Consider the following 16,982-nt stretch of genomic DNA (forward strand, 5'->3'; position numbering starts at 1 on the left):
ACGATGCCATGGCCTCGGCACAACGTGCGACACGCTCCTACCGAGAGTAGTGACAAGAAAGAAAACAACTCATTGCAGGCATGAGAATCAAGCAACCATTGCACTTCTCAAGGAACTCGGGAGAGTAGTTAATCGACAAATAGAGGCTTTTAGTGTTGAATATTAGGCGTTGAAACTTGCGGCACGTAGCGCAGGACCTCGTTGTGGCGCTGGGGTATTGCGCCAGGTTTGAGTTCGCCAGAGGCATGTAAACGCAACCATTCCTGTTGCGCGAAGCTGAGCAGCGAGCGATATTCACTAGTTCCAAGGTTAACCACCTGTGGCTTACCCGGACGAATCTCAGAGCTCTCAAGCCAGGATAGTAGCTGCTTAGCAGCCTGCTCCACTGGCTGGAAATCGCGAATCTGGTCTCCACTCGTCATGGGCAAGTCGTCGCCGCTGAGGGCGGCTGCCACAAGCATTGGCCAAAAGCGTTCCGGAGCTTCGCCTTCTCCATAGACATGAAATGGCCTAGCTAGAATAAGTTGTAGCTGCTTATCTACTGCTAGGGCTAGGGCAGCCATAGAGGCCGCAGCCTTAGAGGCACCGTAGGCAGTAGTGGGCTCCAAGGGAGCCGACGGGGGGATGACCTCATAGCGCTCGCCGCTGCGGCCATATTCGAAACAAGAGCCCACGATTAGGAAACGGCGGATTCCCGCCGTTGCTGCCTTCCGCCACAACTGCAAGGAATCGATCACGTTGGTCTGGAAACAACCATCCCAGTCATAGGCACCTGCAGCCACGCCGTAGGCCGCAAGATGAAGGAAGGCGTCGCAACCGGCAAGTGCCTCGCTCCAATCATCGGTCAAAGCGCCTTCACACCACTGAGGTTGCTGCTCAAGTCTGATCCGTGGCTCTGATTTCCTCCGGCGGAGGGCAAGCACCTGATGGCCGGCGGCTAAGGCCTGCTTAAGCACATGGCTGCCGATGAAGCCCGTACCACCTGTGAGAAAGATCCGCATGGAAATCAGCCCGCAGGAGCCGGTGCTGCGGCCTTCCGGTCACAGAAGGAGCTGATCACATCAATCTCCGCCCCGAGCATGGAGTAAGTGAGCCCCGGATAGGTGCCCAAGAACAATGTGCTATTCATCATCTCGTCGGAGCCTTCCATCCCAGCAGCCAATCGAAAGGCCTCTGGTCTGTCAGCCTTGAGCTGCACAAATGCCGGCTGGCGCAGAAGATTGCCGCCAAACAACATGCGATTACCGATCTGATTCCGGTCGAGTTCCCGAGCCAGGTCTGTGCGGCTGAAAGGAGACTCCGGCTTCACCGCAATCTTGAATCCAAACCAGGAACACTCGCTGCGGCACCCCGTTTGATCCCACTCGAAACTGCCGTCGGCGTTCCACGCCGTGGCATGGGTGGGCAGGGCAAACTCCAGCACGTCGGCATGATCAGCAAGACCGGTGCGCAGCGTTTGCCAGTTCTGCTTCCGCGCTTCAATGAACTCCGGCAGCCGGCGCATCTGAACCCTGCCGATTGCGGCCTGTGGATCCAGTGGCTTGAGATTGAATCCCAGATGGCTATAAGTATATTTATGGTCGTATCCCTTCGGTAGCTCACCCAGCTGCCAATCGAAACGCTTGTTACAGGTGTTATCCACCCCACTCGGGCACCAGCAATCCCGGCCCCAATCCCGGAAGCTCTCGGCTACCACCTTCAGCTTCTGATCGCGCACGATATTCACAGCACCGCCTTCTCCCATGGTGAGGTGATGGGGTGGATAGAAGCTCTGGGTGCTGAGATCGCCCCAGGTGCCGGTCCAGCGCACCACCCGATCCGGGCCCTCATCCAGCCCCGGGCTGTTCTCCGAGAAACCCAGGCTCTCGGCCAGTTGCCGTGGCATCGAGTAGCTGCAACCCAGCGCGTCGCAGTTGTCTTCCACCAGCCACAGGTTGTACTTGCGGCAGAAGGCCAGGGTGACACCCAGATCAAAGGGATTGCCCAGGGCATGGGCCATCATCACAGCCTTGGTTTTCCCCGGGCTGTAGGCCAGCTCCAGCTGATCGCAGCGGGCATTCCCCGTGATCGGATCGGCATCAATGAACACCGGTACGGCACCCACCTGCACGATCGGCGCCACGGTGGTAGGGAAACCGGCAGCCACGGTGATCACCTCATCACCGGGCCGGATGCGCTTCTCCTCCGGCAGCTTGTGGCTGGTGAGCGCCGAGATCGCCACCAGATTGGCGGAGGAGCCGGAGTTCACCAGCAGGCTGTGGCGTACCCCCAGAAAAGCCGCCAGCTCCGTCTCCATCGCCGCTCCTTCTGAGCCGAGCGTGAGCCAGAAATCCAGGGTGGCACCCACCGCTGCCGCCACCTCCTCCTCCGCGAACACCCTGCCCGCGTAGGGAATGGTGCTGCCGGCCTGCCAGGGGCTGCGCTCTGGATCGTTGCCAGGACGAAAAGCCGCGTGGGCTTGCCTGGAATACTCGCGGGTGAGGCGCAGGATGTTGTCCTTCAGGGCCTGGAGATCACTCATGGAGCTTCAGCAGCAGCAGGGATGGCTTGGACGTAGGCAGACAGATCGGCCAGGCAACAGGCGCTGGCTTGCTCCGGGCTGTCATGCACCTTGCGGTACCAGCCCACCGTGCGCTCAATGGTGGTAGCAAACGGCCAACGAGGCTGCCAACCCAGCTGGTGATGGGCTTTGTCGATCTGCAGATGCAGACGACCGGCCTCGTGGGGAGCGGCGGGATCCGATAGATCCTGCCAATCCCCCGGCCAGTGCTTCAGCGCCTCCTCCACCAGATCCCGCACAGGCCGGTTGGCCTCCAGGCTCGGTCCGAAATTGAAGGGCGAGGCGTAGGGATTGTCGCCACCGGCCTCCTGGGCAGCAGCCAGCTTCTGGGCCAGCAACAGGTATCCGCTCAGCGGTTCGAGCACATGCTGCCAGGGCCTGGTGGCCTCCGGACGGCGCACAGGGATCGCCTCGCCTTGTGCCAGGGAACGCATGGCATCGGGCACGATCCGATCTTCCGCCCAGTCGCCGCCACCGATCACATTGCCGGCACGGGCCGTGGCGATCGACAGATGGGGGGTCTGATGGCTGGCTGGCCCGCAGAAACTGCTTCGCCAGCTGGCGATCGCAATTTCTGCGGCCGCCTTGCTGGCGCTGTAGGGATCATGGCCACCGAGGCGATCGTTCTCGCGGTAGCCGTAGTCCCACTCGCGGTTCTCATACACCTTGTCCGTGGTGATCATCACCACGGCGCAAGGATGCCGGATTGGTTTCAGGGCCTCCAGCAAATTGAGACTGCCCTGCACATTCGTGGCCCAGGTGCCCAGGGGATCGCGGTAGCTGCGCCGCACCAGCGGCTGGGCCGCCAGATGCAGCACCACCTCCGGCTGGCACAGGGCCGCAACCTCAGCAAGGGGGGCAGGGTCACGGACATCGACGAGGTAATGCCCTGTCAGCCGCTGCCCCAACACAAGCTGGTGGAACAGATGGGGGTCTGTATCGGGGGCCAGGCCCACGCCAGTCACCTCTGCCCCCAGTTCACTTAGCCACAGCGCCAGCCAGCTGCCCTTGAAACCGGTGTGGCCGGTCAGCAACACCCGTCGGCCCTTCCAGAAATCGGGGTGAATCATCGCCTCGGCCTCAGCTCCATACCTTCCAGGGGGCCCGGCCAGCAGCCCACAGCTCCTCCAACTTCTGGCGGTCGCGCAAAGTATCCATCGGCTGCCAGAAGCCGTGGTGCTTGTAGGCCGATAGTTCGCCGCTTTCCGCCAGCCGCATCAGCGGCGCCTGCTCCCAGGTGCAATCGTCGCCATCGATCAGATCAATCACCGAAGGCTCCAATACAAAATAACCGCCATTGATCCACGACCCATCCCCATCGGGTTTCTCCTGGAACTGATGCACCAGATCACCCTCCAGCCCCAGGGCGCCATAGCGGCCAGGGGGCTGCACCGCCGTGAGCGTGGCCTGGCGGCCATGGCGGTGATGGTGCTCAACCAGGGCGGTGATGTTCACATCGGCCACGCCATCGCCATAGGTAAAACAGAACGTATCTCCCAGAAACTCACGCACCCGCGCTAACCTCCCACCCGTCAGCGTGGCATCGCCGGTATCCACCAAGGTGATCTTCCAGGGTTCGGCGTTTCTGCGGTGAATTTCCATATGGTTGAGATCCATATGAAAGGTCACATCACTGGTATGCAGGAAGTAATTGGCGAAATATTCCTTGATCACATAGCCTTTATAGCCACAGCAGATCACAAACTCGTTGATCCCATAGTGACTATAAGTTTTCAGAATGTGCCAGAGAATTGGTTTGCCGCCGATTTCCACCATCGGCTTTGGCTTGAGATGGGTTTCCTCGGAAAGGCGTGTTCCCAAACCCCCTGCGAGGAGAACGGCTTTCATGCATCTCTTAAGGGAGTGAGGGAGCGTAGCAGCGATGGCCGTTTCTTTGGAGAGTGAGCATCTGCAGGATCAGTAGCGGTAGTGACAGACCCATGGATGCTCTGCAGGGGCAGTGGATCAGATGATGCTGCGCTCGCTCCAGCACCCCCAAGGTCGGCAACGCGTTCCCTTGATCAAACCGTTTCAGGCAACCGAAGGGTCCTTGACCTGACAGGAGGTAGGTGGGCTCCGCCGCCAAGGTGCCCACCCAGTTCAGAGCAGAGCCCATCGTGAGCCTATGAATCGGCCCTGGAGCAGAGGGTTGGGGCAGGCCTGCGGCCTGGAGATCTTCAAGTGGCCAATCGAGGGGCCACGAGGATTGCCGTGCCGATGTGATCATCGCCAGCACCAGATGGCCGAGCCTCGCTAAAAGCTGGGCTGAAGGGTGTGCACAGATCGCGGAACGCTTCCTCGTCCGGCCTGGTTGCTCCACTCGTTCAGGCCCCGCTCCAGCCCCTGGAGGTAGGCCAGATCCGATGGCGACACCGCCCGCACCCGCACCGAGCCATCCTCCAGCTCCCAAATGAGCTGGTCGCCCTGCCGTAATCCCAGGGCCTCACGCGCGGCCTTCAACACCGTGACCTGCCCCTTGGCGGTGAGTGTGGAGACGTCAATCGGTGGAAAGCCTCTCACTGAGCTCACCTTAGATCTGATCCCTCCTTGTTGTAAGGGCGCCTTACGGGCATGGGCCATGGTTCGGACAGTTGGAGCTCTTCAGACATCGCCGCACCTGGCTCTGGGCGCTCCTGATCGACCGCAACCTGCTTTTCCACCCCGCCGCTCCAGCAGCGAGAACGGCTTGAAGCTAACGCTGTAGCCGCAGTCTTCTCGCGAAGCGAGTTGCCGACTCCTCGGCGAACCCCAGCACCCGGCACCAGGCGCGGTTGTCGAGCAGGATGTCGCAGGATCACCGGCGCGTTGCCGTACTGCAGCGACATCTCGAAACCGTGATCCCGGTAGCCTCCGCGAGCGCTTTGCGCTCGGCCTTCCCAGCCGCTGGAGTGGTTCGTGGAGGCCGACGGCCTCGAGCAGCTGCAGGCGCTTCCGATCGACTGGCTGGAAGCCAGTGAGCCCCTGCTGATCCGTGCAGCCCTTATCAAGGCCAACCATGCCCTGCCCTGGCGGTCGCCTGGATCGCCGCGGCTGCAAGTTTCAGGCCATCGACGGCCTCGCCCAGGAGTGGCTGGCCTGAGGGAGCGGGCCTACGGCCGGTCAAGTGCGACACCGATCAAAAGGCCAGTGGCATTCTCCGGGGTTAAGGTGGAAGTGGAGATCAGCCGTCGTTGACGGAGCCCTGGGCAATCCTCCATCCACCATTCCGCCGTTGGCGAACCCCATCCCATGAACTTCAAAGAACTCGTCGACGTTGTCGCCGCTGAAACCGAGCTTCCTGCCGGCCAGGTGCGCAAGGTGAGCCTGGCGATGCTTGAAAAATTTGCTGGCCTGATCGATAGCCATACCAATTTCGTGTCGCCCGTGATCACCCTCACAGCCGTCACTACTCCGGCCAAGCCAGCGGCAGAAGGCAAGCCGGCCGTACCCGAGCGAAAGTTCGCCCGTATGGCCATTCGCCCCAAGAAGCCCGCTGCTCCTGCGGCCGGCTGAGGTTTCTGCCATGCCCGTGCGTGCCCTCTGGGCGGCCCTGCGGCGTTGGTTCAGTCCCCAGCAGGGGTCTGTGCCAGCGCCACCTCCGCCGCCGCTGTCGTCCCCACCGCCATCCGAACCCAAGCCCAAGCCGCCCCAGCTCCGCTATTCGGAGCTGTTGGCCTTGATCGCGGCCGACACCGTCCTGCCGCCTGAACAGGTGCGCCAGGTGTGTGATCGGGTGCTTCAGCAGTTCGCCGAGCTGATCGAACAAGACCAGGGCTTCACCTCCCCCGTGCTCAGCTTCAAAGTGATCACCCGCCCCGATCAGCGCCGCTTCGCGCGGGTGGTGCGGCGTTTGCCGCCCACCCAGTGATCACGCCATCGGCCTGGATCACCCTTGCGGTTTGCGTGATGGCCGCTGTGCTGTTGGCGGTGTGCATGCTCGTGCTCGGCGACTGCCTCGATGCCGGCAGCGTCCTGCGCGCCATCCGCTGGGACATCGCCCTGCTGCTGCCGATTGCTGCCAACCTCGCCCCTGGGCTGCAGCTGCCCCCCATGCTGTTGATTACCTCCGTGGTGTTCGCCGCCAGCCAGAGCTTTCTCTCCCCATCGGCAACCAGACCAACATGATGGTCTTCGGCCCCGGCCGCTACCTCTTTCTTGATGTGTTCCGCTACGGCTGGCCGCTTTCGCTCCTCTATGCCCTCACCGTGCCCGCGCTGGTGCTGTGGTTGGGGTGATCATGAAAGTCATGCCTTCCGCGAGTGCCGCGATCACCTGCTCTGCCCTGCCAGCGCAGCAGCGCGGCGCCTGCCGGCGGCAGCGTGCTGAGGCGCTGCAACGCCAGTGGCTGGCCTCCCTGGCCTGGGGCAACGGCACGATCCCTGCGGCCGAGGCTGCCCGCATCCAGCTCTGGCTTGGCGTCTTCCCTGTGAGCTGGCAGCAGTTGCCCGATGCCACCTTGCTGGAGCAGCAGATCGCCACGATCCACCAGCACCTGGCCGGCAGCTACACCGCCCTGCTCACCGCGATGGTGCTGGATCCGGCCCTTCAGCTTTCGCTCAACGGCCCTGCCAACCACCGCCGCAACCCCAACGAAAACCTGGCCCGTGAGCTGCTGGAGCTCTTTTCCCTCGGTGAGGGCCACTACAGCGAGCGCGATGTGCGAGAAGCGGCCCGTGCCCTCACCGGCTACCGGCTCACTGCCGATCGGAAGCTGCAGCTCGATCCCCGCCGCCATGATCCCGGCCCCAAAACCATCCTCGGCCGCACCGCCGCCTTTGATGGAGAGAGCCTGGCCGCCTGGCTGGCCCAGCATCCCGCCACCGCCCGCCACATCACCAGCCGCCTCTGGCTGCAGCGGGTGGGCACGCCGCCACCGCCCCAGCGGCTGGAGGCACTCGCCAATGGCTGGCGCCAGCAGCAGCTCTCCATTCCCTGGTTGCTCCAGGCGATCGAGGCCAGTCCGGAAGCGATCCGCAGCCGCCAGCAGGGCCAGCGACTGGCTAATCCTCTGGAGGTGGTGGCCCGCAGCCTGCATCTGCTCGGCAGCCGTCACCCCGATGCACTGGCCATCAGCCTGCGCGGCCTGCGCGCCATGGGCCAGGCGCCCTTCGAGCCGCCCTCGGTGAAGGGCTGGCCCCACAACGCCCAGTGGCTGAATCTGCGCTGGCTGCAGGCCCGGCGCCGCAGCCTCCAGGCCCTGCTCGCCGATGAGGAGGTGTGGGCCAGCGCCCAGCTGCCCCCAGAACTACCCCCCACCCTCACGCCGATTCCGCCCCTGGGCCTGGCCCTGCCCGCGACGCCCAGCCGCGCCACGCTCTCGGCCCTGTTTGCCGATCCCGTGTGGCAACTGGCATGAAACGCCGCTCCCTTCTTTCACTGCTGCTCGCCAGCTCCGCCGGGGCTGCCCTCGCTGGTGGGCGTTGGTCTACGGGTGGAGCTGGTTCGCCCCGCAGCCGCTCGGTGCTGGTGCTCCTGGAGCTGCGCGGCGGCAACGACGGCCTCAACACCCTCGCCCCGATCGCCGATCCCCTCTACCGCCAGGCCAGGCCCACCCTGGCCCTCGATGGGGGTGAGGCCCTGCCACTGGTCGCGGGCCTGGCACTCCATCCCGCCCTGGCGCCGCTGCTGCCCCTCTGGCAGAGCCAGCGGCTGGCCTTTGCCCTCGGGGTGGGCTGGCCCCGGCCCAACCGCAGTCACTTCAAAGCCGCCGACCAGTGGGCCACCGCTTCCCCCTCGGGTGAAGGCAGCGGCTGGCTGGCGGCTGCCCTCGATCAGCGCCAGCAGCCAGGCCCGTTGCTGGCCCTTGGCCCCGCCGGCTGCCCGGCCATGGAAGGAGGCAAGGCCCTGGCCCTCCAGCTCTCGTCCGCCGAGCTGCGCGGCCGCCCCGGGGCCGGCTTCGATCCGGCGGAAGCCGGCGCCAATGCCGTGCTGCGCCAGATGCTCGCCCTCGAGCAGGCCGGCATGCAGCAACTGCAGCGCCTGCGCCGTGAGCTGGCGCCCCTGCCCCCTGGCCTGGCGATCCCCCGCGGGGCGCTCGGCCAGCAGGTGGCCCTCGCCCTGCGGCTGATCGGCAGCGGCGCCTGTCCGCCCGTGCTCCAGCTCGCCCAGGGCGGCTACGATACCCATGTCGGCCAGGCCGTCCGCCACGGCCGGGTGCTTAGTGAACTTGCCACCGCCCTCGCCGCCTTGACCACTGGCCTGGAGCGCCTGCCCAACCGCCCGGCGGTCACTCTGCTGGCGGTGAGTGAATTCGGCCGTCGCCTTCGCGAAAACGGCTCCCGTGGCACCGACCACGGCAGCGCCTCCGTGGCCCTGCTCCTCGGCGAGCAGTTGCCCAATCGCCTGATCGGTCGCTACCCCAGCCTCAGTGATCTGGATGAGCGCGGCGACCTGATCCCCAGCCTCTCGCCACCTGATCTTTACCGGCAGGTGTTGCAGAGGGTGGGGGTTTGAGGATCAGGTGACGTGTTCTGGCGGGATGGCATGCAACAGGCACTCCTGCGCCCGACAGCCCCACGTGGACGACAGCTTCAGCCGATACGCCAGATTCACAGGCCCAACGCGCCAGGCGTGGGCTGAGGTTTTCATCGATCAAGAGCTCAAGGCGCTGGGGCTCAGCCGCGCTGGAGGAGCAGCGCCTTACGCGGGCGCCCGGGCGGCTTGGGTAGGCGGGCCTGGATCTCGGCGTAGTCCAGCGCGGTGCGGCTGAGCTGAGGGAAGTCGTCCTCCAGCTCTGTGCGGGAAACGCCAGCACGCAACTGCTCCACCACCACGGCCACGGGAATCCGCGTGCCGCTGAACACAAGCTGCCCCGAGCAGATCGCAGGGTTGCGCACCACCACACCTTGGGGTCGCTGGAGCAACCGGTACCGGTAGCGAAGTTCCCGGCTCACCGTGGAGAGATCCATGCTCAACGGCACGGCACCGCGCATCACCAGCTGGCCTTCCCGGCGCAACCAGCTGCCCTGCTGCGGCCTGCAGCTGCGGCCAAACACCGAGAAGATCTCGCGCTTATGCTCGGGTGTCAGCCGCACGCCCTGTTCACTCAGGCAGCCCACCACCCGGAAGTACAGCAACTCGCGAAACCCCATCGCCTCGCCCCCTCGCAAGGGCTTCGGGGCCACTGCTGCCAGCACCCGCCGGAACTCCTGGTGCAGTTCCTTGGCATCGGCGCCGATCAACGCCGCTCCAGCCGCAGTGGTGAGGCGGGCAGACACGAGCGCAACTCCAAAAGGTGACTTCTCATTGAAGCCTTGTGTGTCGTCCCGGAGATCTGTGAGCAAAGTCGCTGGAGCTTCTCCAGGATTGAATCCGCTGTGGCCATCCAGTTGAACGGCGCCTTGGTCTTGTTGTAGGCCGCCACGAATTGCTCGATCTTGGAGATCAACTCCTTGACGCTGGAGAAGCTGCCGCGTCGGATCGCCCGCTGGGTGATGATCCCAAACCAACGCTCCACCTGGTTGATCCAGGAGGCGTAGGTCGGTGTGTAGTGCACGTGGAAGCGGGGCCGCTGCGCCAGCCAGGCCCTCACCTTGGCGTGCTTGTGGGTGCAGTAGTTGTCGACGATCAAGTGGACATCAAGCTCCTCGGGGACCGACTTCTCGATCTGGCGCAGGAACCCCAGGAACTCCTGATGCCTATGGCGGGGCTTGCATTGGGTGATCACCTCGCCTGTTGCCACATCCAGAGCAGCGAACAGCGTGGTGGTGCCGTGGCGGATGTAGTCGTGGGTGACGCCCTCCACGTAACCCAGGCCCATGGGCAACAGCGGCTGGGTGCGGTCCAGTGCCTGGATCTGCGTCTTCTCGTCGACGCAGAGCACCATCGCCTTATCCGGAGGGTTCAGGTACAGGCCGACGATGTCGCGGACCTTCTCCACAAAGAACGGGTCGGTGGAGAGCTTGAACGACTTCTGCCGGTGGGGCTGGACCGAGAAAGTCTGCAGCCAGCGGTGAACGGTGGTTTTGGAGATGCCGGTGGCAGCCGCGAGGGAGCGCGCAGACCACTGGGTGCTGCCATCGGTGGGCTTGGTCTGCAGTGCCCGGTTGATCACCTCCGCCACCGTGTCGTCCTCGTAAGTGCGGGGCCGGCCAGGCCTGAGCTCGTCATGGAGGCCTTCCAAGCCCAGCTCCCGGTACCGCTTACGCCACTTGCCAACGGTCATCCCCGTCAGCCCCATCCGTTTGGCGATGGCGGTGTTGGTCTCGCCGGCACCGCAGGCCAGCACGATCTGAGCGCGCTGCACGATCGAATGCGGCAACGACCGGGAATTTGCAAGGGCCCGCAACTGCTGAACCTCGTCCTCGCTGAGGACCAGCGGAGGCATCGGACGACCAAGCGCCACAAGGCACCTCGGGTGACACTCTCGATTCTAGCTGTTATTTCCGGGACGGCACACTAGTTATGGGTTGGCGTGCGTGCGACCTCGGGTCGGTTCAGGTTGTTGCCGCCAGCACCAGGTTGCCCCGCTGACTGCCGTCGCCCCAGAGCTGCACGTCCCGGAAACCACGGCAGTGGCCACGGGGCAGCCGCAGCCGGCGCACCTCACAGCCCATCGGCGCAGCGGTGCCGTGGATCCAGGTGTCGGCCCGCAACCGCATCACAGTGCTCCAGCGGGTTTGACCGCTGAACCAGGCGAGCAGCTCGGTGCTGGGGAAAGCGCGATCGGCCAGGAGTGTGATGGCGCCGAACCGGGTCAGAATGAGTTGCCTTGTTGCTCAGTGCCGATTCCTCCCCTCAGGCACCGCCCGCAACCGGCTCCAGCTGAGTGAAGCCTTAGCCGTGTTGATCGAAGAAATCAAGCCGCCCCGCCAGCTGCAGGTGTTCCTCGGCCAGGTCGAGTGGATGGGTCTACACTAATGGAGCGCTGTCTACACGCCTCCAGCCGTGGCCCTCAACATCCGCAACGCCGAGGCCAGCCGCCTCGCCGCTGAGGTGGCATCCCTCGCGGGCGAAACCAAAACCGCCGCCGTGATCCTGGCCCTGAAAGAGCGTCTGCGGCGCCTGCAGCGCCAGAGCCACACCACAGCGAACAAGCAAGCCGCACTCGTCAACCGACTCGACCAGATCGCCCTACGTTGTGCTGGACGGCCGATCGGCGATCGTCGCAGCGCAGAAGAGATCCTCGGCTACGACCCCATGGGCCTGCCCACCTGATGGTGATCGACTCATCTGCAGTTCTGGCCATCCTGCAGAACGAACCGGAGCGCCACGCCTTCAACGAGGCCATCGCCGCAGCAGAACAGTGCTCTCTCTCCTCTGCTTCCCTGGTGGAGCTCTCCATTGTGATGGAGGCACGCTTTGGTTCTGATGGGCAGGGAGATCTTGATCTGTTTCTGAACACGGCTCTGATCGAAATCATCAGCCTGGATCGTGAACAGGCTGAACTCGCTCGCGAGGCATTCAGTCGTTATGGCAAAGGACGTCATCGGGCTGGGCTGAACTTCGGCGATTGTTTTTCCTACGCCCTGGCCAAGTGTCTCGCTGAACCGTTGCTGTTCAAAGGTGACGACTTCTGCCACACCGATCTCCAGCCCGCCTGCCCAGCGTCATGACATCTGTGGCGAAACCTTCTGGGTGCACCAGTTCCCGGTCATGATTCTTCGCTCCCCTATGCCCCGTCCTGGTGGTTGAACTGGCCAGCCCCAGCGACGAGGGCCTTGCCCCCCTGATTTCGGAACGCTCCAAAACCGGTGCCGGCAGCTTGCGGCAGTGCCGGCGTGGCTCCTCTCGACCTGTCCATGGAATCGGGACTCCCACTGCGCCGGCGCTGGCGTCTCGGTAGGAACACTGACTCAGCCCTGCAATACTTGAGTTTGATTCCGGATTTGCAGAGTTGGATGGCGGGGTTGGCTTGATTCCCAGGCGGCTGGAGCCGCTTGTGCTGGATCAGTTGGATCGATTTCCGGCTGTTGCCCTTCTGGGGCCCCGCCAGGTTGGCAAATCCACGCTGGCGCGCCAGATCGCCCTGCAGCATGAGGCCCTCATGCTCGATCTGGAATCACCAGCTGACCGAGCCAAGCTGCAGGAGCCTGAGTTGTTCCTGAGCCGCTATCCGGATCGGCTCCTGATCCTCGATGAGGTGCAGCGCCTACCTGGGCTGTTTGAGGTGTTGCGTGGGGTGATCGACGCCAACCGCTATGGAGGCCGCCGCAGTGGCCAGTTCTTCCTGCTCGGTTCGGCCTCGGTGGAGCTGATTCGGCAGAGCAGCGAAAGCCTGGCCGGGCGCATTTGCTACCTCGAGCTGAGTGGTCTCTCCGTATTGGAGCTGGGCGCTGCAGCCAGTGAACGCCTCTGGATTCGCGGCGGCTTCCCCGACAGCGTGCAGGCCTCCGATGACGCCAGCAGCAGCATCTGGCGCGAACAGTTCATTCGCACCTGTCTCGAGCGCGACATTCCCCAGCTGGGACCACGCATTCCGGCGGAGACCCTGCGCCGCTTCTGGACCATGCTGGCCCATCACCAGGGAGGCTTGTTGAATGCTGCTGCCCTTGGCCGTGCCCTCGGTGTGGATGGCAAGACGATCCGCCACTATCTCGATTTGCTGGTGGATCTGCTGCTGGTGCGGCAGCTTCAGCCGCTTGTGGCCAATGCCGGCAAGCGCCTGGTGAAAGCTCCGAAGGTCTACGTGCGCGACAGCGGCTTGGTGCACACCCTGCTGGGGCTCGATAGTGCCGAAGCGGTGCTCGGCCATCCCGTGGCCGGCGCCAGCTGGGAGGGATTTGTGATCGAAACCCTGCTCACCGTGATGCCCCAGCGTTGCCAGGCTTTCTTCTATCGCACCGCAGGCGGGGCCGAAATGGATCTGGTGATCGACCACCCCGGCGGTGAACGCTGGGCCATTGAGGTGAAGCGCAGCCTCACGCCAACCCTCAGCCGCGGCTTCCATCAGGCCCAGGCCGACCTCAACCCCCGCCAAAGTTTCGTGGTGATTCCCCGCGAGGGTCGCTTTCCCCTGGCGCCAGGGGTGGATGCTGTTGGCTTGGCCGAACTGGCCGCCCACGTGGCTGGATAGCCACACCCCCGGTGAGCTGGCTGCCGCCGTGGGCGGTCAACCAGGCGGCAAGGTCGTCGGGGCCTCGTCCGTCCATGGGTTGAACGTGGGCACCCCCGTATCTGGCGCGCCTCCGGGTGCGCATCACGGCCAACGCGGCCAACACCTCCAGCAGCTGATGCTGGGCAGGCTTCGGGATCCCGGGGATGGAGAGGCTCTCGGATCGGTCAGCCGTGAGGCTCATGGAGCTTCCTCCAGAAGCCGATGATCTGAGCCACGATGGCATCAGCCGTGGAGGGGTTATTAGGTGTGGCTGGTGAGATTGCGGTCTTGAATCATCAGCATCCAGACTTCTCCCTGCTCGATGCTGAAACGCTCCTGCCAGCGGATGTCTTCTGCCATCAGGCCTGGTCTCCGGCGGCTGTGAACGCCGATGGGATCGTGGGCGGATTCTCCATCCATCCCCTCCATTGAAGCCCTTGAACCGCAGGAGCGACACCGGCCTCTCCCGCCAGCTCGGCCTGCGGTCGATGACCCTGGCGGTGGTGACCAGCACGATCGGATCGGGCTGGCTGTTCGCTCCGTTCTATGCCGCGCGCTTCGCCGGACCGGCCGCCCTCGGCGCCTGGCTGCTGGGCGGCCTGCTGGCCTTTGCCCTGGCGCTGGTGTTTGCCGAGCTCGGGGCCCTGGTGACCAGCTCCGGCGCCCTCGCCCAGATCCCCCTGCTCAGCCACGGCCGCACCGCCGGCTTCATCGGCGGCTGGTGCGCCTGGGTCTCCTACCTGGCCCTGCCCAGCATCGAGGTGATGGCGGTAATGCAGTACCTGGCCAGCAGTGTTCCCTGGCTCACCGCCGATGCGGGCGCCGGCCAGGTGCTCAGCGGCGCCGGCCTGGCCCTGGCCAGCCTGCTGCTCGCGGTGCTGGCCTGGATCAACCTGGCCGGCGTGGGCTGGCTGGCCCGCTGGATCGACGGCCTCACCAGCTGGAAGCTGGTGGTGCCCCTGGTGGTTTCGATCACCCTGATGCTGATGTCCGGCCACTGGGGCAACCTGGTGCCCCTGGCCCAGCCGGTGGGGACAACCCTGGAGGGCATGGTGCGGGCGATCAGCAGCGGCGGCATTCTGTTTTCCCTGCTGGGCTTTCGCACCGCCATGGACCTGGCTGGAGAAGCCCGCCAACCGCAGCGCACCGTGCCGATCGCCATGGCCCTGGGCCTGGGTATTTCGCTGCTGATCTACCTGTTGCTGCAGCTGGCCTTTCTCGTGGCCGTGCCGCCCGATCAGCTCTCCGCCGGTTGGGCCGCGCTCCGCCTCAGCGCCCACGGAGGGCCGCTGGTGGCCCTGGCCCTGGGGTTGGGTCTGGGCTGGGTCGGCCGGCTGCTGCTCCTGGATGCGGTGGTCTCACCCACGGCCACCGCCATGGCCTACATGGGGGCGGCTTCGCGGGTGGGCTGGATGATGGGCCGCTGCGGGCTGCTCCCCAACGTGCTCGGCCGGATCAATCGCCAGGCGGTGCCGTCGGTGGCCCTGGTGATCAGCCTGGCCCTGGGGATCGGCCTGCTGCTGCTGGGCCCTGGTTGGCAGAGCGTGGTGAGCCTGCTCACCGCCACCCTGGTGATTGCCCTGGCCATGGGTCCGGTGAGCCTGGCCGCCCTGCGCCTGCAGCTCCCCAGCAGCCCCCGCCCCTACCGCCTGCCCTGGGCCAGGCTCTGGTGTCCGCTGGCCTTCGTGCTGGCCACCTGGGCGATCAGCTGGTGCGGCACCACCTCTCTGGGTGGCGCCGTGCTGATCGTGCTGCTGCCGGCCATCGGCTTCGTGCTGCTGACTCTCCGGGGCCGGCAACATGAAGAGCCCCACGCTCCACTCAACCTGCGCCAGGGGCTGTGGTGGTTCCTCTATCTCGGTGGTCTGGTGGCGATCACCGCCTGGCCGCTGGAGCTGGCCGCCGAGCTGATCCTGCTGGGGGCCTGGGCCCTGCTGGTGTTCCCGCTGGCGGTGCGATCGCGCCTGTCGGCGGTGTCCCCCTGGGCCAGGATCGGCTCCGCATGATCCCCCCCATGGATGCCCACCCTGGCGCCTCCCTCCTGAGCCAGGCCGACGAGCTTCTCCGCCTGGTCCCCCAGCTTCTCGATCAACCGCAGGGACCCGAACAGCTCCGGTCCCTCGCGGTGGCCTGTCATGGCCGCATGCTCGAGCTGGGCGATCTGCACCGTACCTTCGCGATCGAGCACGCCCTCGCCGGCGCCCGCCTGCTGGCGGCTCTGCAGGGGCACCCCGCCTCGGAACCCGACTGGGTGCAGGTCCATGAAGAGCAGTGCTGCCGCTACGGCGCCCTCTGGATCCACGAGGCCCTCCAGCAGAGCGACCACCAGAGCGATCCCGCCCAGGCCACCGCCTGGGGCGGCACGGCCCTGGGGCTGCTGAAGCGGCTCGAGCAACTGCACAGCCCGCCGCCCGCCTGGATTCAGGCTCTCCACCAGGATCTCGGCCGCAGGATCACGGCCCCCCCACCCGAGCCGCCCAGCCTCGCGCTGGTGGTGGTGGGCAACTGCCAGGCCTTCCCCCTGATGCTCGGCCTGCAGCAGGCCCTGCCCACCGCCCAGATCACCTTCTGCCCCTCGGTGCACCTGGCCACGGCCGCGGATGTGGCGGAGCTGCACCAGGCCCTGCCGCAGGCCGATCTGCTGGTGATGCATCGGGTGCAGACCGGCTACCGCAACAACATCGGCCTCGACACCGCCACCCTGCAGGCCTTGCTGGCCCCCGGGGCCCGCTGCGTGGTGCTGCCCAATCTCCACTACGAAGGCCAGCTCCCCTGGATCGCCTACGGGCAGGATCCCGAGGGTCGCCTCTCCGCCCTGGAGGCCGAATCGCCCCTCGGCCCCTATCACGACTTCCTCGCCATGGCCGCCGCCGGCCGGGGACTCGATGCCGCCGCGCTGCACGGGATCCCTTGCCCCGAAGCGGTTGCCTCCGTCCTTCGCGAGGCCCATCACCACTCCCTGGCCGAACTGCGCAGCCGCGAAGCGGACTGCAGTGTGGGCCTCTCCGACTGGATCGCGGAGCGTCATCGCCAGCAGCCGATCGGCCACACCATCAACCACCCCACCCAGGCCAGCCTCGACACGCTGCTGCGCCGCCTGCTGGCGCAACTCCACCCCACCCACCAGCTCGGTCCAGACCTCTTCGATCGCCAGGAACATCTCGGCAGCCTCAGCCTGCCGATCCATCCCTGGGTGCAGCAGGCCCTGAATCTCGGCGCCTGGGCCAGCACCTGGGGCCAGCGGCGCCACACTCCCTTCCTGATCGCCACCCAACTGGACGAATCGATCGCGTTCTACCGCAGGCATCCCTGGATCGAAGCCGTGAACGCCACCCACCCGAAGCTGGCCTTCGCCCAGCGGTGCCTCGATCTGCTTCCCGGCTGAGCAACGACACATACAGGCCCAGA

The 16,982-nt window shown here is 65.2% G+C and carries 17 protein-coding genes and 2 pseudogenes; 10 read left to right on the forward strand and 9 right to left on the reverse strand.

Going from position 1 to position 16,982, the window contains the following annotated elements:
* Positions 1-149: 149 nt before the first annotated feature.
* From H8F26_RS13200 to H8F26_RS13220, 5 genes are all read right to left on the reverse strand, one after another.
* Positions 150-1,001, reverse strand: coding sequence for an NAD(P)-dependent oxidoreductase (locus tag H8F26_RS13200; RefSeq protein WP_197154639.1), 852 nt, complete (start codon positions 999-1,001; stop codon positions 150-152).
* A gap of 5 nt (positions 1,002-1,006) precedes the next feature.
* Positions 1,007-2,521 (reverse strand): lipopolysaccharide biosynthesis protein RfbH, encoded by a 1,515-nt coding sequence (rfbH, locus tag H8F26_RS13205; RefSeq protein ID WP_197154641.1) that lies wholly within the window; start codon positions 2,519-2,521, stop codon positions 1,007-1,009.
* Positions 2,518-3,630, reverse strand: a complete 1,113-nt coding sequence (rfbG, locus tag H8F26_RS13210) for a CDP-glucose 4,6-dehydratase (RefSeq protein ID WP_197154643.1) — start codon at positions 3,628-3,630, stop codon at positions 2,518-2,520. Before rfbG ends, rfbH begins: the two co-directional genes overlap by 4 nt.
* A gap of 10 nt (positions 3,631-3,640) precedes the next feature.
* Positions 3,641-4,408, reverse strand: a complete 768-nt coding sequence (gene rfbF / locus H8F26_RS13215; RefSeq protein WP_197154645.1) for a glucose-1-phosphate cytidylyltransferase — start codon at positions 4,406-4,408, stop codon at positions 3,641-3,643.
* 405 nt (positions 4,409-4,813) lie between these two features.
* The gene (locus H8F26_RS13220; RefSeq protein WP_197154647.1) at positions 4,814-5,080 is read right to left on the reverse strand and encodes an AbrB/MazE/SpoVT family DNA-binding domain-containing protein; all 267 of its coding nucleotides are present in this window, start codon (positions 5,078-5,080) and stop codon (positions 4,814-4,816) included.
* Between the two features lie 708 nt (positions 5,081-5,788).
* Here H8F26_RS13220 and H8F26_RS13225 point away from each other — a divergent pair.
* The 5 genes and pseudogenes from H8F26_RS13225 to H8F26_RS13245 all read left to right on the forward strand — a co-directional run bounded on the left by H8F26_RS13225 (position 5,789) and on the right by H8F26_RS13245 (position 8,992).
* A complete protein-coding gene (locus H8F26_RS13225) occupies positions 5,789-6,052 on the forward strand; it encodes a hypothetical protein (RefSeq protein WP_197154649.1) in 264 nt (87 codons plus the stop codon).
* A gap of 10 nt (positions 6,053-6,062) precedes the next feature.
* A complete protein-coding gene (locus H8F26_RS13230) occupies positions 6,063-6,407 on the forward strand; it encodes a hypothetical protein (protein ID WP_197154652.1) in 345 nt (114 codons plus the stop codon).
* Between the two features lie 125 nt (positions 6,408-6,532).
* Positions 6,533-6,774 (forward strand): annotated as a pseudogene (locus H8F26_RS19490) (SLC13 family permease); the annotation flags it as partial.
* A gap of 11 nt (positions 6,775-6,785) precedes the next feature.
* A complete protein-coding gene (locus H8F26_RS13240) occupies positions 6,786-7,895 on the forward strand; it encodes a DUF1800 family protein (RefSeq protein ID WP_197154655.1) in 1,110 nt (369 codons plus the stop codon).
* Positions 7,892-8,992: a DUF1501 domain-containing protein gene (locus H8F26_RS13245; protein WP_197154657.1), complete on the forward strand. Its 1,101-nt coding sequence runs from the start codon at positions 7,892-7,894 to the stop codon at positions 8,990-8,992. Before H8F26_RS13240 ends, H8F26_RS13245 begins: the two co-directional genes overlap by 4 nt.
* 161 nt (positions 8,993-9,153) lie before the next feature.
* On the opposite strand, the gene H8F26_RS13250 is transcribed toward H8F26_RS13245, so the two are convergent.
* From H8F26_RS13250 to H8F26_RS13260, 3 genes and pseudogenes are all read right to left on the reverse strand, one after another.
* Positions 9,154-9,756, reverse strand: coding sequence for a DUF433 domain-containing protein (locus H8F26_RS13250; protein WP_197154658.1), 603 nt, complete (start codon positions 9,754-9,756; stop codon positions 9,154-9,156).
* Positions 9,757-9,800: 44 nt separating this feature from the next.
* Positions 9,801-10,883, reverse strand: a pseudogene (locus H8F26_RS13255) (IS630 family transposase); the annotation flags it as partial.
* Between the two features lie 91 nt (positions 10,884-10,974).
* Positions 10,975-11,139: a hypothetical protein gene (locus tag H8F26_RS13260; RefSeq protein ID WP_197154660.1), complete on the reverse strand. Its 165-nt coding sequence runs from the start codon at positions 11,137-11,139 to the stop codon at positions 10,975-10,977.
* 286 nt (positions 11,140-11,425) lie between these two features.
* Here H8F26_RS13260 and H8F26_RS13265 point away from each other — a divergent pair, with 286 nt between their 5' ends.
* The 3 genes from H8F26_RS13265 to H8F26_RS13275 all read left to right on the forward strand — a co-directional run bounded on the left by H8F26_RS13265 (position 11,426) and on the right by H8F26_RS13275 (position 13,553).
* On the forward strand, positions 11,426-11,695 hold the full coding sequence (locus H8F26_RS13265; RefSeq protein ID WP_197154662.1) for a type II toxin-antitoxin system VapB family antitoxin: 270 nt from the start codon (positions 11,426-11,428) through the stop codon (positions 11,693-11,695).
* Positions 11,695-12,093, forward strand: a complete 399-nt coding sequence (locus H8F26_RS13270; RefSeq protein ID WP_197154664.1) for a type II toxin-antitoxin system VapC family toxin — start codon at positions 11,695-11,697, stop codon at positions 12,091-12,093. The genes H8F26_RS13265 and H8F26_RS13270 overlap by 1 nt, the downstream gene beginning before the upstream one ends.
* Before the next feature lie 299 nt (positions 12,094-12,392).
* Positions 12,393-13,553, forward strand: coding sequence for an ATP-binding protein (locus tag H8F26_RS13275; protein WP_197154665.1), 1,161 nt, complete (start codon positions 12,393-12,395; stop codon positions 13,551-13,553).
* 282 nt (positions 13,554-13,835) lie between these two features.
* On the opposite strand, the gene H8F26_RS13280 is transcribed toward H8F26_RS13275, so the two are convergent.
* On the reverse strand, positions 13,836-13,994 hold the full coding sequence (locus H8F26_RS13280) for a hypothetical protein (protein ID WP_197154667.1): 159 nt from the start codon (positions 13,992-13,994) through the stop codon (positions 13,836-13,838).
* Between the two features lie 68 nt (positions 13,995-14,062).
* On the opposite strand from H8F26_RS13280, the gene H8F26_RS13285 reads away from it, so the two are divergent.
* Together H8F26_RS13285 and H8F26_RS13290 are read left to right on the forward strand one after the other, a co-directional pair.
* Positions 14,063-15,580 carry an APC family permease gene (locus tag H8F26_RS13285; protein WP_197159202.1) on the forward strand — a complete coding sequence of 506 codons (1,518 nt, stop codon included), beginning with the start codon at positions 14,063-14,065 and terminating at the stop codon, positions 15,578-15,580.
* Between the two features lie 8 nt (positions 15,581-15,588).
* Positions 15,589-16,959, forward strand: a complete 1,371-nt coding sequence (locus H8F26_RS13290) for a WcbI family polysaccharide biosynthesis putative acetyltransferase (RefSeq protein ID WP_231605193.1) — start codon at positions 15,589-15,591, stop codon at positions 16,957-16,959.
* Positions 16,960-16,982 lie beyond the last annotated feature (23 nt).

The sequence above is a fragment of the Synechococcus sp. CBW1006 genome (genome assembly GCF_015840525.1).
Taxonomy (GTDB): domain Bacteria; phylum Cyanobacteriota; class Cyanobacteriia; order PCC-6307; family Cyanobiaceae; genus CBW1002.

Coding starts and splice junctions, on each gene's coding strand:
- H8F26_RS13270 (WP_197154664.1), top strand. CDS start 11,695: ATGGTGATCGACTCATCTGCAGTTCTGGCCATCCTGCAGAACGAACCG.
- H8F26_RS13285 (WP_197159202.1), top strand. CDS start 14,063: ATGACCCTGGCGGTGGTGACCAGCACGATCGGATCGGGCTGGCTGTTC.
- H8F26_RS13290 (WP_231605193.1), top strand. CDS start 15,589: ATGGATGCCCACCCTGGCGCCTCCCTCCTGAGCCAGGCCGACGAGCTT.
- H8F26_RS13260 (WP_197154660.1), bottom strand. CDS start 11,139: ATGCGGTTGCGGGCCGACACCTGGATCCACGGCACCGCTGCGCCGATG.
- H8F26_RS13200 (WP_197154639.1), bottom strand. CDS start 1,001: ATGCGGATCTTTCTCACAGGTGGTACGGGCTTCATCGGCAGCCATGTG.
- H8F26_RS13245 (WP_197154657.1), top strand. CDS start 7,892: ATGAAACGCCGCTCCCTTCTTTCACTGCTGCTCGCCAGCTCCGCCGGG.
- rfbF (WP_197154645.1), bottom strand. CDS start 4,408: ATGAAAGCCGTTCTCCTCGCAGGGGGTTTGGGAACACGCCTTTCCGAG.
- H8F26_RS13240 (WP_197154655.1), top strand. CDS start 6,786: ATGCCTTCCGCGAGTGCCGCGATCACCTGCTCTGCCCTGCCAGCGCAG.
- H8F26_RS13280 (WP_197154667.1), bottom strand. CDS start 13,994: ATGGATGGAGAATCCGCCCACGATCCCATCGGCGTTCACAGCCGCCGG.
- H8F26_RS13225 (WP_197154649.1), top strand. CDS start 5,789: ATGAACTTCAAAGAACTCGTCGACGTTGTCGCCGCTGAAACCGAGCTT.
- rfbG (WP_197154643.1), bottom strand. CDS start 3,630: ATGATTCACCCCGATTTCTGGAAGGGCCGACGGGTGTTGCTGACCGGC.
- H8F26_RS13230 (WP_197154652.1), top strand. CDS start 6,063: ATGCCCGTGCGTGCCCTCTGGGCGGCCCTGCGGCGTTGGTTCAGTCCC.
- rfbH (WP_197154641.1), bottom strand. CDS start 2,521: ATGAGTGATCTCCAGGCCCTGAAGGACAACATCCTGCGCCTCACCCGC.